This is a genomic window from Acidobacteriota bacterium, assembly GCA_012729555.1.
Taxonomy (GTDB): domain Bacteria; phylum Acidobacteriota; class UBA6911; order UBA6911; family UBA6911; genus UBA6911.
Map to the genome: position 1 here is coordinate 72,911 of JAAYCX010000012.1, position 15,036 is coordinate 87,946.

A 15,036-nucleotide genomic window follows, 5' to 3' on the forward strand; every position below is an offset into this window, starting at 1 on the left:
CCGGCCGGAGCGGACGCCCGTGGCTCCCCGCCCGCCGGGATAAGGTGACGCATGGCCCTCGACGACACCCCGGGGACATTTCCGCTCAGCCGCACCATACGGGTACTGGTGGTGGACGACCACCCGGTCATGCGGCGCGGGCTCGCATCCTCCCTCAACCAGGAACCGGATATCGCGATCGTGGGGGAGGCGGGAGACGGTGACGCCGCGCTGGAAGCGGCGCGCCGGCTGCGGCCCGATGTGGTCCTCATGGACCTGGGGATGCCGGGGGTCGACGGCATCGAGGCCACCCGCCGGATCCGCGCCGAAATGCCCGGAATCCGCGTCGTCGGGCTGTCGGTGTACGCGGAGGAGGAGCGGGAGTCCGCGATGCTGCTGGCGGGTGCGGCGGCCTATTTGAACAAATGCTGCTCCATCGCGGAGCTTACGGCCGCCATCCGCCGGTCGATAGGGTCTTCCCCCGGCATCCAGACCGCTCCATGGCCGGCGCCCAGTAATCCGCGTAACCGGCCACAATCGAAGGAATGAAGAGCCTGACTTCCCTCCGCCCGATTCCCAGGACATGCTGCGCGAGCGCTTCCGACAGGGCGCTCCCGGCCGCCTCGATTTCGTAATAATCGAGCGCCAGGTCCCGCTCCATCTCCGCGGACACCCCCTCCCGGAAATTCAGCTCGCACCAGTCGCCGAACAGCCCGTCGGAGAGATCGACCATCGGGATCCCTTCGAGCAGACACGCAAGCGGCCGGAAGTCGTAGATCAGGCAGCGTTCCTCGCCGTCCAGGAACGGGCAGGCGGTCCCCGTCAGCGCTTCCACCAGCCGGTCGATCTCCTCTTCGGAGAGGGAGGTCAGGAAGAAAGGGGGATCGAGACCGGGCGCCTCGGACAGGAGCCGGCGTTGGATCCGGGCGGCCCGGCCGGCCACGGGCGCCCTGATCTCGGCAGGGAGCGCGCCGAAGGCCCGGGCCACCAGGAAGGCGTCCGGGAGCGGGATGTCGAAAAGGCCCCGGCAGCAGCGGGCGCACCCCCCGGAGCACCGCATCCTGGAGGCGTAACGCGTCTGGATCTCGAGAAACCGCCTCTCGAGGCGCTCCCGCATTTCCTGGTGCTTCCCCAGCAGGACGGAGGCTGTCACCGGAATTCCGCCAGGACCTCTTCCGGCGTCCATTCATTCCCCGGGTACAGGCGCACCAGCCTCCCCTCCGGCCCGACCAGCGCGGTGACGAGCGAGTGCACGAACTGGTCCGATTCCTTCCAGTAGCTGAGCCCGAACCATTCCGCGATCTCCCGGATTTCCTCCGGGGAACCGGTCGCGAAAATCCATTCCCCGAACGCCCCGGGCGCGACATAGCGCCGCCCGTAACGCCTCATCACCTCCGGTGTGTCGTATTCCGGGTCGAAGCTGACGGTCAGAAGGCGCGGCCTCCTCCCGTCCGGGAGCGCCGCGACCTGCCGGTGGATCCGGTGGAAGTGGCCGCTGGTCCGGGGGCAGTAGTCCGGCAGGGGGCAGCGGGTGTAGATGAAGGTCACGAGCAGCGGCCGGCCGCGATACCCGGCGAGCCCGATCCGCCGGCCGTCCTGGTCCAGGAGCCCGAAGTCGGGGACCTCCGCCCCGATCCGGGGACCGGGGCTCGTAACCAGGGTGTCCCCCGAACTCTTCGTCTCCGAGATCCGGATCCCCTCGAGCCAGGAGCGCTCCCCGGCAACCACCAGGGTGGCCTCGATCTCCTGCCCCGGGGAGAGCACCTCGAGCGCCCACCCGTCCCGCACGCGGAAAGGCATGGTCATCGCGTCCATGAAGCCCGGAATCGCTTCGTGCGCCACCGTCACGCGCCCGGCCGGAGGGTCGGAGGCCACCACGCGCCCCTTCAGGGCGTAGCGCTCCTCCGGCCCGGTCCGGCATCCGGCCGCCAGCAGGATGCCCGCCAACACCGCCAGCATGCACAAGGACCCTCTTTTCATCCTGGTAACCCCCAAAATTGCGGCGGCCCGAACGGCGTTGCCGGCATGAGGTCAGATCAGCCGATCGCCCGCGATCCGGGTGTCGTAGCCCCCCAGCCCCTCGAGTTCCCTGCGGAAGGCGGTGCGTCCCAGGGTGTCCAGCAGGATCTGTACGGCCGGGTGACCGAGATTCTGATTCCCGATCACCAGGTCGTAGCGCTCGCTCTCCAGGGGGATGAAGCCGAGTCCGAACACGCAGGCGGAGGTCTTGGTGGCCAGGCAGCAGTCCGCGCGGCCGCTCTTGACCTGCCAGGCGGCCGGCAGGTGTCCCGATGCGATCTCCCGGTAGCCGTTGACGCTTTCCGGGGGGACCCCCCCCCGCTGAAGGTGGGTGTCGAGCATGAGGCGGCTGCCCGAACCGGGCTCGCGGTTGACGATCGTCACGTCGCTGCGCGCCATGTCCTCCACCCCCAGGATCTTCTTGGGGTTTCCGCGGGCCACCACGATCCCCTCCTCCCAGATCGCGTAGGAGATGACGGCGACCGATCCCTTCGGGAACTGCCTGCGGACCGCGGGGAGATTGGATTCCCCGGTCGCCGCGTCGCGCAGGTGGGAACCGGCGACATGGATCAGGGACTGCTTCAACAGGTCGAGCGACTGCGAACTGTTCCGGTAGGCGACCACGGCCTCCACCCCCTCCCGCTGCAGGTGGCGCAGGAGGACGGAGATGCCCGGATCGCAGCCGGCGATCAGCAGCCGCTTGCGATACTGCCGGTCCTCCTGAAAGAGCTGGACCCTGGCCCGGCGCCGCCGCTTCCCCGCCTCGATGAGGACCGCGTCGGCCGGCGGCAGGCTCCAGGCGGCCGGTGCCGGCAATACGGCGACAAGGCGGTTGTCGACGTCGCACAGCTGTACCGGCAGCCCCGGCTGCGCCTCCTGTTCCGAGGGGAGCAGGTCGGCCGTCTCCGTGTGGACCGGGACTTCGGCGCTCTCCAGCCGGAAAAGGTCTTCCACCCGCACTTCGAGCACCCGCGCCAGTTTCAGAGCCACCAGCGTGTTCGGCACATAGGTCCCCGTCTCCATCGCGTAGATGGTCTGGCGGCTGACATCGACCTTCCGGGCCAGTTCGATCGCCGAGAGCCCCCGCTTCTGCCGGTACCTTGCAAGATTGTTTTCGATGGACATGACCGCCTCTTTCGCCCCGGGGCGAACGCCCCGGCATCCTTCACACTCTATCACGGCGGGCGTGGCGGTGTCAGCCCCGTCGCCGCGCCCCGGGTACACGGGCCCCCGCCCCGGGCGGCGGACCGGCGAAAGGCGCTTTCAGTTCGGGCCCATTTGTTTTACACTGTCTCTTTCGCAAGACAGGCGCCCGGCAGGCAGGGGGTGCGACGGAAAGGGGGGCAGGCCATGAGGGGAGGACGTTTCATCGAGACCGCGCTGCTCCTTGCGGCCATCCTGGGCTTCGCCGCCCGGCCCCTCCCCGCGGCCGGCCGGGAGGAAATCATCGTGTCCACCGCCGTCAGCCTGAAGAACGCCTTCGGGGAAATCGGCTCGCTCTTCGAAAAGCGGACGGGGGTGCGCGTCCGGTTCAACCTGGGCTCCTCGGGGCTGCTGCAGAAGCAGATCGAGGCGGGGGCCCCCGCGGACATTTTCGCCAGCGCGTCGGCCAGGCAGATGGATGCACTCGAGTCCAGGGGCCTGATCCTCCCCGATACCCGGAGAGACTTCGCGCGCAACGAGCTGGTCCTCATCGAGCCCGCCGGCCCGCGCGCGCGGCTCTCCGCGTTCACCGACATCGGAAGGCCCGGCGTCGCGAGAATCGCCCTGGGGAACCCGAAAACGGTGCCCGCGGGCCAGTATGCCCGGGAAACGCTCGGGCAGCTCGGCCTGTGGGACCGGCTCGAGCCGCGCTTCATCCTGGCGGAAAATGTGCGCCAGGTGCTGGACTACGTGGCCCGGGGGGAGGTGGACGCGGGGATCGTCTATTCCTCGGATGTCGCCGTCGCTTCGGGGAAGGTCCGCACCGTGGCCAAGGCCCCTCCCGGGACGCACAACGCCATCGTCTACCCGATGGCGGCCGTGAAGGGGACAGGCGCCCCGGATGAAGCCCGCCTTTTCATCGACCTGGCGACGAGCCCGGCCGGGCAGGCGGTCCTCCGAAAACACGGGTTTCTCGAAATACACTGACCGATGATCGTCCAATCGCTCCGGCTCTCGCTCCTCGTGGTCAGCATCGCCACCGTCGTCATCGCCATCGTGGGCACCGCCTTCGCCTACCTGCTGGCCAAGCGCCGGTTCCGCGGCAGGGAACTGCTCGACGCCCTGCTCACCCTGCCGATGGTGCTCCCTCCGACCGTGACCGGGTATTACCTCATCCTGCTCCTGGGCCGGCGGGGAGTGCTGGGGGAGCCGCTTTATGCCCTGACCGGCTGGACCGTCACCTTCACCTGGGTCGCCGCCGTCATCGCCTCGACCGTGGTCGCCCTGCCGCTGATGATCAAATCCGCCCGGGCGGCGATCGAAAGCGTCGACCCCGAGTATGAAACCGCTTCCCTGCTGATGGGCAAGAGCGAACCGGAAACCTTCTTCCGCATCACCCTCCCCCTGGCCGGCAGGGGGATTCTGGCCGGTGTCATCCTCAGTTTCGCGCGCGCCTTCGGGGAGTTCGGCGCGACCCTGATGCTGGCGGGCAATATCCAGGGGAAGACCCAGACGATGCCGCTGGCCATTTACGAGGCCGTGGCGGGCGGGGAGGACGCCACCGCGAAGTGGCTGGCGCTGATCCTGACGGGGATATCGGTCACCGTCGTCTACCTCACCAACCGTCTGTCGCGCCCGGCGCCGAGGAGCTGACCCGTGCTGGACGCGCGCATCCGGAAACGCCTGGGACCCCGCGACGGCCGGGGTCCCGTCATCGACGTTCATTTCCGGGCCGGGGACGGGATCACGGTGCTCTTCGGAGCCTCGGGCGCCGGCAAAACCAGCATCCTGCGCACCGTCGCGGGAATCATGGATCCGGACCAGGGGAGGATCTCGCTCGGCGACACCCTCTTCTTCGACTCCGCCTCGGGCGTCCGCCTGCCCATGCGGAAACGGCGGGTGGGGTACGTGTTTCAAAACCATCGCCTCTTCCCCCACCTTTCGGCCCTCGACAACGTCCTCTACGGCGCGCGCGGGCGGGAGGGGCGGTCGCCCCGGGACCGGGCGCGGGAGCTCTTGTCGCTGCTGGGGATCGCGAAGACGGCGGACCGGCACCCCGGCCAGTTGTCGGGGGGGGAACAGCAGCGGGTGGCACTCGCGCGCGCGCTGGCGGCGGACCCCGCGATCATGCTCCTGGACGAGCCCCTTTCGGCCGTGGATGTCTCCACCCGGTCGCTCCTCGTCGAGGAGATCGCACAGATCCAGAAGAGGTCGGGGATCCCGTTCGTGTACGTCACCCACAACCACACCGAGGCGATCCGCCTGGGAAAGAACATGCTGGTGATCGACGAGGGACGGATCGTCCAGGAGGGCGCGCCGCTCGAAATCTTCAACGCCCCCAGGACCGCCCCGGTGGCGAGGGTCGTCGGTGCGGAGAACATTTTCATCGGCCGGGTCCTCGGCCATCACCCGGAGGACGGCATCACCTCCATCGAACTGGGTTCGTGCAGGATCGAAGCCGCCTACTGCGGCCTTCCCCCGGGCAGCCGGGTGACCGTCGGCATCCGTTCCGAAGACATCCTGGTATCGCGCGAACGGATCACCCAGACCAGCGCCCGCAACGTGCTCGAGGGAGTGATCCACCACATCCTCCGGGAGATGGACCGGGCGGAACTCATTGTTTCCTGCGGGGTGGACTTCAAGGTCAGCGTCACCCCGGCCACGGTCCGCATCCTCGAACTCGAGCCGGGCCTGCGGGTGTACCTCCTGCTCAAGGCCAGGGCCCTCCACCTGCTGGACTGACGCGCCCCCTCCGCCGCAGCGCCGCCTTCCTTCCGCCGCCGCAGGACCCGGGGACCGGAAGAATCCGGGGCCAGAATGGACTGGCCCCAATCCCTTTTATGATGTAAAGAATAAGGGCTCCTCCGGCATGGGAGGGAGCGACACTCGACAGGAGCGGCGATTATGTATGACCGGATAAAGCAGCGATTGGAGTCGGGGGAAACACTCGCGGTCGCCACGATCGTGTCCACCATCGGCTCCACGCCGAGGGAGATCGGGGCCAAAATGGTGGTTACCGCCTCAGGCGACATCATGGGAACCATCGGAGGGGGGTGCGGGGAGGCGGAGGTGCGCCGCGAGGCGATCCAGTCGATCCGAACCCGCAGGCCCGCGCTCGTGAAGGTGGAACTCATGGACGACATCGCTTCGAACAGCCCCGCCGTGTGCGGCGGAGTCCTCGACGCCTTCATCGACCCCTGGGACCCCGAAGACACCCGGGCCGGGTGCCGGGAGCTGATCGCCCCCCTGACCGAAATCTCGTCGCGGGGCGAGGCGGCGGTACTGGTGACCCTGCTTGAGGCCGACGGGATCGAGGGCGCGGCCCCGGGCGACAAATGCCTGGTGCGCGACGGGTCCGTGCTGGCCGGAAACATCGTCCACCCCGAGTTGCTCCGGGGCATCCTGAAGGAAGCGGCGGTCCGGCTCGAACTGGAACAGAGCCGGAGAATCACGATCGAACCCGGGGGGACGGGGGGACGCGCCGACCTCTTCTTCGACGTCATCACCGCCATGCGCCGGGCCGTCATAGTCGGCGCCGGGCACCTGGCCATCCCCCTGGTGCGGTTCACGAAGACCCTGGGTTATCACGTCACCGTTCTCGATGACCGGGTCGTCTACGCCAACCGCGAGAGATTTCCGGAAGCGGACGCCGTCCTGGTCGGCGACATGGCGGAGACGCTGGGCGGCATGGACATCACGCCCCAGACCTACATCGTGCTGATCACCCGCGGTCACCAGTACGATGAACCCTGTCTCCGGAAGGTACTGGACAGCCCGGCCAGATATATCGGGATGATCGGCAGCCGGCGGCGGATCCAGGCCTGCTTTCTCCGGTTCCGGGACGAGGAGGGGATCCCGGAGGAACGGCTCCGGAGGGTGCACGCCCCCATCGGCCTGGATATCGGGGCGGAATCCCCCGAGGAGATCGCGCTGGCCATCGCCGCGGAAATGGTCAAGGTGCGCCGGGGCGGGAAGGCGCTGTCTCGGGCCGGTCGCCAGCCGGATTAGAGGGCGCCGATCAGCTTCCAGTACCCGAAGCTGAGCACCAGGGCCACCAGCACCATGGCGCCGTAGACGCTGGCGAGACGCGCACGCTGCCCAGCGCTGAACGCCTCGCCCGACGTCATCCCCTCCCCCATGGCGATCCAGAAATTCTGATGGGAAAGCCAGAAGGGGGAGGTCGCCAGCAGAAGCGGGGCGACCAGCACCAGCGGGGGGATGGCGTCTGCGCCGATGACATCGGCCACGGGCAGAAAGAGCACCGGAATCGCGATGAAGCCCGTCGGGTCGAAAAAGCGCAGCAGCAGAAAAGCCAGCGCCGCCACCAGGAGCACGACCAGGGGGCTCGAGGCCAGGGCCTGTGCCGCGGGAACGATGTAGCCCGTCAGCCAGTCGGTGATCCGGTATTCCTGGATGATGTTGGCCAGCCCGAAGATCCCCCCTAGAAACAGGAGCAGCGTCCAGGAGACTCCGCCGCCGATATCCTCGTCGCGCAGGATGCCGGCCAGGGCCAGGACGGCCATCCCGAACATGCCGGCCAGGAAACTGGGCAGGTGGTGGACGCGGTCGCCGGCCCAGAAGGCGATGGACAGGACGACCACGGCGGCCGTGATCCATTCCGGGCGCGAAAGCGGCCCGAGGGCCCGGAGCCTTTCCCTGGCGAACGCGGGGGATGCCTCGAGTCGCTTTTCGGGCCGGAGCACCAGCGGGTTGACCGCCAGCACCAGTCCGCACAACAGCAGCGTCGGGACCGCCATAACCCTGGCGTACTCGAGAAACGCGATCGGGATCTGCCGGGTCTGGAACACCGATTCCACGAAGGGCCCGAACAGGGACCCGTAAAGGAGGGCGGTCCCCGGGATGACGGCCATTTCGATCGATGTCAGCATGATCAGGGCGCAGCCGCGGCTGCGGGGCGCGAGGCCCAGCGACTGCACCAGCGCCCAGGCGATCGGCACCATGATGGCCGTGCGCACCGTCATCGAGGGGATGCCCAGGGCCAGCACCGACCCGATGACGAAAAGGGCGGCGAGGATCCCGGCGTACGTCCCCGGGAAGAGCGTCAGCACGTAATAGGAGAGCCTTCCGGCCAGTCCCGTCCTCTGCATGGCGCACCCGTAGTAGAGGACGCACAGGAGGATCCAGAACTGGGGGCTGGAAAACCCGCTCAGGACCAGCTGGGGCTTCACCCCGACGGCTACCATGAGCCCCATCATGAGGATGGAGGCGACGCCGTTGTTCATGGACTGGAACAGCCAGAGGGCGATCGCCAGGGCGGACACGGCCAGCACCGGCCGGGCGCCGGCGGCGAGCCCCGCGGAGGCGGGGATGAGAGCGATGACGAGGGCCACGGCGACGGCCGCGGCGATGCCGATCCATCGGGAACGCTTCATCGGGGTCCTTTGCGGAAAACCATGACTATAAATTTTGCGCTCGCTCCTTGTCAAGGAAGCCCCGAAGGCCGACAATGGTCCCTTTGCGGCCGGCGCGGGACGCGCCGCCGGAGAGGGGCGGGATGAAAGAGCGGAGCAACATCGTTCTCTGCGGGTTCATGGCGACCGGAAAATCCTCGGTGGGGAGACGGCTGGGCGAGCTGGCCGGGTACCGCTTCCTCGATCTCGACGCCGCGATCGAAGAGGAGGAGGGGGTGAGCATCCCCGAGATCTTCGCCTCCCGCGGGGAGCCGGCGTTCCGCGCCCTGGAGCGGCGCATGGTGGAGCGCGTGGCGGGGGAAACCGGCCTCGTCATCGCCACCGGCGGGGGCACCGTCGTTGATCCGGGGAACCTCGACCGGCTCCGTCGTTCGGGCGTGATCGTCACCTTGACGGCCGATGTCGGTGCGATCCTCGAGCGCGCCGGGCGAGGGGACGACCGGCCGATGCTGCGGGCCGACGACCGGGAGCGACGGGTCCGCGCGCTTCTGGAGGAGCGGGCCCCGGCCTACGCGCAGGCCGATATCACCCTGGACACGACGGGCCTCGGCGTCGAGCAGGCGGCCCGGCGCCTCCTGGAGCTGCTTCGGGAGCTGGGAGTCCCGCTTCCGGGACCGCCGGAAAATCAGGACTGACCCTCCCGCCCGTCCGCGAGCAGGCCGAGCAGGGCCTCGAGGGCGGCCGCGTAGCCGCGCCACCCCAGCCCCGCGACGGTTCCCGTCACCACCGGCGCGATCACGGAGATCCTGCGGAACTCCTCCCTCGCATGCACGTTGGAGAGATGCACCTCGACGGCCGGCAGCCGGACGGCGGCCAGGGCGTCGCGCAGGGCGTAGGAATAGTGCGTGTAGGCCCCCGGGTTGATGACGATGCCGTCGGCCCAGAGCCGGGCGTCGTGGATCGCGTCGATCAGCGCCCCCTCGCTGTTCGATTGCAGCGCACGCAGCAGGGCGCCCTGCTGTTCGGCGATGCGCTCCATCCGGGCGTTGATCTCCTCGAGCTTCATCGTCCCGTAATGGGACGGCTCCCGGTCCCCGAGCAGGTCGAGGTTCGGTCCATGGATCAGCAGTATGCGGTACGTCACTTTGCCTCCCTCTCCCCGGGCCCTACTCCATCGCGATCAGGATCTTCCCCTCGTTGCCCAGGGCCGCCACCCGGAGCGCCTCCCCCAGCGATTCGAAGGGGAAGGAGCGCGTGACAACGCGTGCCGGCTCGAGCTCCCCGGAGGCGACCCGGTCGATCGCCTGGCCGAAATCCTCCGGGTGGTCGTAGATCATCGAGGTCCGCACCTGGATCCCCTCCCGCACCAGCCGCATCGGGAGGAAACCGGCCGGCTCGGCGGAAAGCCCGAGCAGGATCACCTCGGACGCCCGCGGCGCAGCCGACAGCGCCAGCTCCACCGTCGCGCCCGCCCCCGCGCACTCGAACACGGCCGTGACCCCCTCGCGCTCCCAGAGTCCGGCGGCGTCCTCGCCCCCTGAGACGATCGCGGCCCCCATCGCCCGGGCGAGTTCGCGCTTGTGCTCGATCCGGTCATGGGCAAGCACCCGGGCCCCCATCGCCGCGGCGGAGTGGACAAGGAGGAGGCCGATCACGCCGCACCCGATCACGGCCGCCGTGTCCCCCTTCCCGATGCCCGACTGGAGCAGGCCGTGAAGCGCCACCGTCAGGGGCTCGATCGTGACCGCGTCCCGGTCGGAGACCCCGTCGGGGATCCTCCAGACGAACTCCGCGGGGGCCGTGGCGTATTCGGAAAAACAGCCCGGCAGGTTTACCCCCATGCTCCCCTTGCGGGCGCAGACGGCCCCCCGACCCCTCCGGCACAGGGGGCACTCCCCGCAGGGGTAGTTCGGCTCGACGATCACGCGATCGCCGACCCGCAGGGCCCCGACCCCCGCGCCCACGGCCGCGACCCGGCCCATGACCTCGTGCCCGAGGATGAAGGGATAGGGCGCCGGCCGGTGCCCCAGGTAAATGGAAATGTCCGTCCCGCAGATCCCGGCCAGGACGGGCCGGATCCGGACCTCCCCGTCCCCGAGCGGCGGCGGGTCCGCCTCCCCGATTTCGATCTTTTCCGGGCCGACCAGAAGGGCTGCCTTCATGCGTTGTCTCCAGGCTCAGATACCGCCCTTCAGCCTACCACACGAGCGGGGTTTTCCCCATCCTGGAATTGGGTCCGGGGACGGCGCGCGAGCGCGGCCGGAGGCCGCAAGAGCGGGAAAAACATTCGGCGCTCCCTGCGGTTCCGTGCTACTATGAAGCCGGTTTTGACAGAGGACTGTTTATTCGCTGGAGGATGACACACAATGGCCCTGAAGATAACGGATACCTGCATCAGCTGCGGCGCGTGCCAGCCGGAATGCCCCAACGAGGCGATTTTTGCGGGCGGCGAGGATTATGAATTCGAGGGCAAGACCATACCGGCTCTTTCCCAGGACTTTTATTACATCGCTCCTGAAAAGTGCACCGAATGCAAGGGCGTCCATGACGAGCCGATGTGCGCATCGGTGTGCCCGACCGATTCCTGCGTAAAGGAATAGGCGTTTCGCCGGGCCGCTCCCCTCACGGCGGCGGGGCCCGGAAAACCCACGGATCGTCAGAAGCCCGCGGGGGCAGAGGCCAAGCCTGGTCCCGCGGGTTTTTTTGTGCCTCCCCGACCCTCCCGCCCGAAGGAACCCGCGGCGCGATTTTTGTCAACCTCCCCGGAAACGGTGCCGATAGGTAATAGTACGTACTGCCTTCTGGCCACTACTACGCATACGAAATTGGGTATTTTGGCGGATTGATCGCGGGGCCGAAGAAACGTTGAATAGGCTTGGGACCGGAGAGCCGCGCGGGGACGAGATTCCCCGCCCCGGGCCCCATTTCGAAATCACCGCCGCGCCGGCGCGAAAGGGAGGGGGGCATGACAACCTGCAGTTTCCGTAACCTGGTGCTTCTGCTCGAAGACAAGCTGGAACTCGATGACAAGCTGGAGGTCCTGGAGCATCTGGATCGGTGCCCCATCTGCCGCGACGCGGTGTACCAGATCGCGCGCGACCGCGACGAGGCCCTTTTCATCCCCCAGCCGTGCAGGGCCGAGAAGATCGTGGCCTGACGAGCCGGGGACGCCCCATCCTAATCGACCCTGCGGTCGAGCGTCCGGTACTGGATCGCTTCGGCCACGTGGCGAGGCTGGATCTCCCCGATCCCCTCGAGATCGGCCAGGGTCCGCGAGACCCGCAACACCCGGTCGTAGGCCCGGGCCGACAGCCCCATCCGCGTGACGGCATTCTCCAGCAGTTTCTCACCCCCGGAATCGAGCCGGCAGAACCGGCGCAGGAGACGCGGCGCCAATTGGGCGTTGTACGCGACGCCGCATTCCCCGAGCCGCTCCCGCTGGATCCTCCGAGCGTTCACGATGCGTTCGCGCACCGTCCGGGAATCCTCCCGTTCCCCTTCCCCGGCCAGTTCCCGGTAGGGAACCGCGGGCACCTGGACATGCAGGTCGATGCGGTCGAGCAGGGGTCCCGACACGCGCCCGAGGTAGCGCTGGATCATCGGGGGCGTGCAGGAGCATTCGTGCTGCCGGTCGCCCCGGTACCCGCAGGGACAGGGGTTCATGGCCGCGGCCAGCAGGAAGCGGGCGGGAAAGGTCAGCGTGCCGGCCGCGCGGGCGATGGAGACTTCCCCGTCCTCGAGCGGCTGCCGCAGCAGGTCGAGCACCTGACGGGGGAATTCCGGCAGTTCATCCAGGAAGAGCACGCCGTTGTGGGCCAGGCTGACTTCGCCCGGCCGCGGGATGGCGCCCCCCCCGACGAGGCCGGCGGCCGAAACGGTGTGGTGAGGGGCGCGGAAGGGGCGGCGGGAGATCAATCCCCCCCGGTCCGAAATCAACCCGGCGACCGAATGGACCTTGGTGGTCTCGATGGCTTCGTCGAAACTCATCGGCGGCAGGATGGTCGGCAGACGGCGGGCCAGCATGGTCTTTCCCGAACCCGGGACCCCGACGAGCAGGACGTTGTGCCCGCCGGAAACCGCCACCTCCATGGCGCGCTTGGCCTGGTACTGCCCCCGGACGTCCCGGAAATCGGCCTCGGGGGAGGGGGGGGACTCCATCAGCCGGGCGCGATCGACCGTGTGGGCGATCCACTGCCGCTCCCCGTTGAGCAGGGCCACGACCTCGAGCAGGTTCCGGACGGGAAAGGCCCGGACCCCCTCCACGATCGCGGCCTCGGGCGCGTTCGCCTCGGGAACGACCAGGGATGCGATCCCCTCCTCGCGCGCCATCGAGGCCATGGGGAGCGCCCCCCGGACCGGGCGGACACTGCCGTCGAGCGAGAGTTCCCCCGTGTAGAGGCAGGACGCCGGGTCCCGGGGGCACACGAAACCGGCCGCCCCCAGGATGCCGACGGCCATGGGAAGATCGAAGGCCGAACCCTCCTTTTTCAGGTTGGCCGGCGCCAGGTTGATGGTGATGTTCTTCGACGGAACGGCGAAACCGCAGTTGCGCAGCGCCGCCTTGACCCGCTGGTGGCTTTCCCGCACCGCGGCGTCGGGAAGGCCCACGGTTTTGAATTTCGGCTTCTTCCCCGACTCGAAATCGACCTCCACCCAGATGGGGTAGGCGGTGATCCCGAAAACGGCCGCCGACTGCACGCGAAAAAGCATATCCGGTCCCCTCAGGATATCTAATGCGGCATCCGGCTTTTGAGCCGGAATTTTGCGGCGACGGCGCAAAAAAGTCGGGCCCGAGCCCCCCCTGCCGGCGAATGTTGCTATAATCAAGGCCTTGGACCGGAAAGGGGGACATCATCCAGTCGATAGCGGGCAACACCCAGGGTCTGAAACCCTCCCAGCGGAGCGCGCTCGAGCGCACCTTCCGGCGCCGGGTGTCCCCCCGGCAGGTCGTTTCCCCGGAGCTGGCGCGCCACCTGGCCTCCGTCTCGGCCGAACTCGGCCGGCAGGTGGGTGTGCTCCTGTCGCGCGACGGCGTCGTGCGCAGCGTGATCCTCGGGGACGCGCAGCGCCTGGAGCTTCCCGACATCGGGAGGCTGCGGGGGGGGACCGGCCGCTTCCGGGGGCTGCGCCTGGTCCACACCCACCTCGGCGGCGAACGGCTCACCCAGGACGACCTGACCGACCTCGCCCTGCTCCGCCTGGACCTGGTCGCGGCCGTGCAGGTGGGGGAGGACGGGACCGCGGGGGCGATCGAACTCGCCCACATCCTCCCCGTCCAGGATGGCGCCCCCTCACCGGCCGAGCCCTTCCGCACCATCACGGCGCGCGACGTCTACAGTCTCGATTTCGACCCGGAGGAGGAAATCCGCGCCCTGGAAAGCGAGTTCTCCCGGATGACGGCGGCGCGGGCGGACCAGCCGGAGCGGGAACGCGCCCTGCTCCTGGTCACGGCGCCGGGGGAAAACACCAGGCTGGAAATCACCGAACTCGCGAAGGCGGCGGGGGCCGATATCGCCGAGACCATCCAGCTCGCCCGGGGAAAGATCCACCCCCGCACCATCGTCGGTCAGGGGCGGCTCCGCGCCCTCGCCCTTTCCGCCATGAGGCGCGGGGCCGACACGGTCCTGTTCGACATCGACCTCAAGCCGGCGCAGGCGCGCGCGTTCGAGGACTCCACGGGGCTCAAGGCCGTGGACCGCACCCAGCTCATCCTCGACATCTTCGCCCAGCGGGCCCGCAGCCGCGACGGCAAGCTGCAGGTGGAACTGGCGCAGCTGAAGTACTCCCTCCCCCGCCTGACGGAGGAGGATGCCGGGCTGTCACGCCTGACCGGCGGCATCGGCGGGCGGGGGCCCGGGGAGACGGTGCTCGAGATCGGCCGCCGCCGCGCCCGCAGCCGGATCCGCCACCTGGAAAAGGAGATCGAAAAACTCTCCCGGCAGCGGGGGGTCCGCCGCCGGCGCCGCATGCGCCAGGGGCTTCCCGTCCTCTCCATCATCGGGTACACCAACGCGGGAAAGAGCACCCTGCTGAACGCCTTGACCAGAAGCAGCATCGCGGCGGCCGACCAGATGTTCGTCACGCTCGACCCCACCTCGCGCCGGCTGCGCTTCCCGCGCCAGGGGGAGGTCATCATCACCGACACCGTCGGCTTCATCCGCGATCTCCCCCCGGACCTCGTTACGGCCTTCCGCGCCACCCTCGAGGAACTGGCCGACGCGGACCTGCTGCTGCACGTCGTGGACGCCGCCGACCCGAACCTGGAAAACAAGATGGAAGCCGTCAACCGCGTCCTCGGGGAGCTGGAGCTCGGGGCCATCCCGAAGCTCACGGTCCTGAACAAGGCCGACCGGGTCCCCCCCGGACTGCTCGAAGCCCTGTGCCGGCGTTACGAGGCCGTCGCCGTCAGCGCGCTCTGCCGCGACGGGCTCGACCGGCTCGTCGAGGCGGCGGAAGAGGTGGTCCGGCTGCGGCTGGCCCCCAGGGAGTGAGGACCACGGACTTCCGCCGCCCCCGGACGCCC

The 15,036-nt window shown here is 68.7% G+C and carries 16 protein-coding genes; 9 read left to right on the plus strand and 7 right to left on the minus strand.

Translation table 11 applies throughout. From position 1 onward, the window contains the following. Positions 1-51: 51 nt before the first annotated feature. Positions 52-528 (plus strand): response regulator transcription factor, encoded by a 477-nt coding sequence (locus tag GXY47_03240; protein ID NLV30146.1) that lies wholly within the window; start codon positions 52-54, stop codon positions 526-528. Here GXY47_03240 and GXY47_03245 read toward each other — a convergent pair. From GXY47_03245 to GXY47_03255, 3 genes are read right to left on the minus strand one after another with little or no spacing between them, the layout of a single operon-like run. Next, a complete protein-coding gene (locus GXY47_03245) occupies positions 425-1,132 on the minus strand; it encodes a hypothetical protein (protein ID NLV30147.1) in 708 nt (235 codons plus the stop codon). The genes GXY47_03240 and GXY47_03245 overlap by 104 nt on opposite strands. Next, entirely contained in the window at positions 1,129-1,959 is an 831-nt protein-coding gene (locus GXY47_03250) for a hypothetical protein (GenBank protein ID NLV30148.1), read from the minus strand. The genes GXY47_03245 and GXY47_03250 overlap by 4 nt, the downstream gene beginning before the upstream one ends. Before the next feature lie 51 nt (positions 1,960-2,010). Continuing rightward, entirely contained in the window at positions 2,011-3,123 is a 1,113-nt protein-coding gene (locus GXY47_03255; GenBank protein ID NLV30149.1) for a helix-turn-helix domain-containing protein, read from the minus strand. 225 nt (positions 3,124-3,348) lie between these two features. Between GXY47_03255 and modA the strand changes: the two genes are divergently transcribed. The 4 genes from modA (at position 3,349) to GXY47_03275 (ending at position 7,149) form a co-directional block, all read left to right on the plus strand. Continuing rightward, a complete protein-coding gene (modA, locus tag GXY47_03260; GenBank protein ID NLV30150.1) occupies positions 3,349-4,128 on the plus strand; it encodes a molybdate ABC transporter substrate-binding protein in 780 nt (259 codons plus the stop codon). 3 nt (positions 4,129-4,131) lie between these two features. Continuing rightward, positions 4,132-4,794, plus strand: coding sequence for a molybdate ABC transporter permease subunit (gene modB, locus GXY47_03265; protein NLV30151.1), 663 nt, complete (start codon positions 4,132-4,134; stop codon positions 4,792-4,794). 3 nt (positions 4,795-4,797) lie between these two features. Further along, positions 4,798-5,883 (plus strand): ATP-binding cassette domain-containing protein, encoded by a 1,086-nt coding sequence (locus tag GXY47_03270; GenBank protein NLV30152.1) that lies wholly within the window; start codon positions 4,798-4,800, stop codon positions 5,881-5,883. A 162-nt stretch (positions 5,884-6,045) separates the two neighbouring features. Further along, entirely contained in the window at positions 6,046-7,149 is a 1,104-nt protein-coding gene (locus GXY47_03275) for an XdhC family protein (protein ID NLV30153.1), read from the plus strand. Here the strand turns inward: GXY47_03275 and GXY47_03280 are convergent. After that, a complete protein-coding gene (locus GXY47_03280; GenBank protein ID NLV30154.1) occupies positions 7,146-8,534 on the minus strand; it encodes a hypothetical protein in 1,389 nt (462 codons plus the stop codon). The genes GXY47_03275 and GXY47_03280 overlap by 4 nt on opposite strands. Positions 8,535-8,656: 122 nt before the next feature. On the opposite strand from GXY47_03280, the gene GXY47_03285 reads away from it, so the two are divergent. Next, positions 8,657-9,208: a shikimate kinase gene (locus GXY47_03285; protein NLV30155.1), complete on the plus strand. Its 552-nt coding sequence runs from the start codon at positions 8,657-8,659 to the stop codon at positions 9,206-9,208. On the opposite strand, the gene aroQ is transcribed toward GXY47_03285, so the two are convergent. Together aroQ and GXY47_03295 are read right to left on the minus strand one after the other, a co-directional pair. Further along, entirely contained in the window at positions 9,199-9,657 is a 459-nt protein-coding gene (gene aroQ, locus GXY47_03290) for a type II 3-dehydroquinate dehydratase (GenBank protein ID NLV30156.1), read from the minus strand. The two genes, GXY47_03285 and aroQ, sit on opposite strands and share 10 nt — an antisense overlap. A 22-nt stretch (positions 9,658-9,679) precedes the next feature. Continuing rightward, complete coding sequence (locus GXY47_03295) at positions 9,680-10,675, minus strand: alcohol dehydrogenase catalytic domain-containing protein (protein ID NLV30157.1); 996 nt, start codon at positions 10,673-10,675, stop codon at positions 9,680-9,682. Positions 10,676-10,879: 204 nt separating this feature from the next. On the opposite strand from GXY47_03295, the gene GXY47_03300 reads away from it, so the two are divergent. Then, complete coding sequence (locus GXY47_03300) at positions 10,880-11,113, plus strand: 4Fe-4S dicluster domain-containing protein (GenBank protein ID NLV30158.1); 234 nt, start codon at positions 10,880-10,882, stop codon at positions 11,111-11,113. Between the two features lie 365 nt (positions 11,114-11,478). Then, entirely contained in the window at positions 11,479-11,670 is a 192-nt protein-coding gene (locus GXY47_03305) for a hypothetical protein (protein NLV30159.1), read from the plus strand. A gap of 20 nt (positions 11,671-11,690) precedes the next feature. Here the strand turns inward: GXY47_03305 and GXY47_03310 are convergent, their stop codons facing one another. Further along, complete coding sequence (locus GXY47_03310; GenBank protein NLV30160.1) at positions 11,691-13,223, minus strand: YifB family Mg chelatase-like AAA ATPase; 1,533 nt, start codon at positions 13,221-13,223, stop codon at positions 11,691-11,693. Between the two features lie 143 nt (positions 13,224-13,366). Between GXY47_03310 and hflX the strand changes: the two genes are divergently transcribed. Continuing rightward, a complete protein-coding gene (hflX, locus tag GXY47_03315; protein NLV30161.1) occupies positions 13,367-15,004 on the plus strand; it encodes a GTPase HflX in 1,638 nt (545 codons plus the stop codon). Positions 15,005-15,036 lie beyond the last annotated feature (32 nt).

Coding starts and splice junctions, on each gene's coding strand:
- GXY47_03240 (NLV30146.1), top strand. CDS start 52: ATGGCCCTCGACGACACCCCGGGGACATTTCCGCTCAGCCGCACCATA.
- GXY47_03250 (NLV30148.1), bottom strand. CDS start 1,959: ATGAAAAGAGGGTCCTTGTGCATGCTGGCGGTGTTGGCGGGCATCCTG.
- GXY47_03255 (NLV30149.1), bottom strand. CDS start 3,123: ATGTCCATCGAAAACAATCTTGCAAGGTACCGGCAGAAGCGGGGGCTC.
- modA (NLV30150.1), top strand. CDS start 3,349: ATGAGGGGAGGACGTTTCATCGAGACCGCGCTGCTCCTTGCGGCCATC.
- modB (NLV30151.1), top strand. CDS start 4,132: ATGATCGTCCAATCGCTCCGGCTCTCGCTCCTCGTGGTCAGCATCGCC.
- GXY47_03275 (NLV30153.1), top strand. CDS start 6,046: ATGTATGACCGGATAAAGCAGCGATTGGAGTCGGGGGAAACACTCGCG.
- GXY47_03280 (NLV30154.1), bottom strand. CDS start 8,534: ATGAAGCGTTCCCGATGGATCGGCATCGCCGCGGCCGTCGCCGTGGCC.
- GXY47_03285 (NLV30155.1), top strand. CDS start 8,657: ATGAAAGAGCGGAGCAACATCGTTCTCTGCGGGTTCATGGCGACCGGA.
- GXY47_03295 (NLV30157.1), bottom strand. CDS start 10,675: ATGAAGGCAGCCCTTCTGGTCGGCCCGGAAAAGATCGAAATCGGGGAG.
- GXY47_03300 (NLV30158.1), top strand. CDS start 10,880: ATGGCCCTGAAGATAACGGATACCTGCATCAGCTGCGGCGCGTGCCAG.
- GXY47_03305 (NLV30159.1), top strand. CDS start 11,479: ATGACAACCTGCAGTTTCCGTAACCTGGTGCTTCTGCTCGAAGACAAG.
- GXY47_03310 (NLV30160.1), bottom strand. CDS start 13,223: ATGCTTTTTCGCGTGCAGTCGGCGGCCGTTTTCGGGATCACCGCCTAC.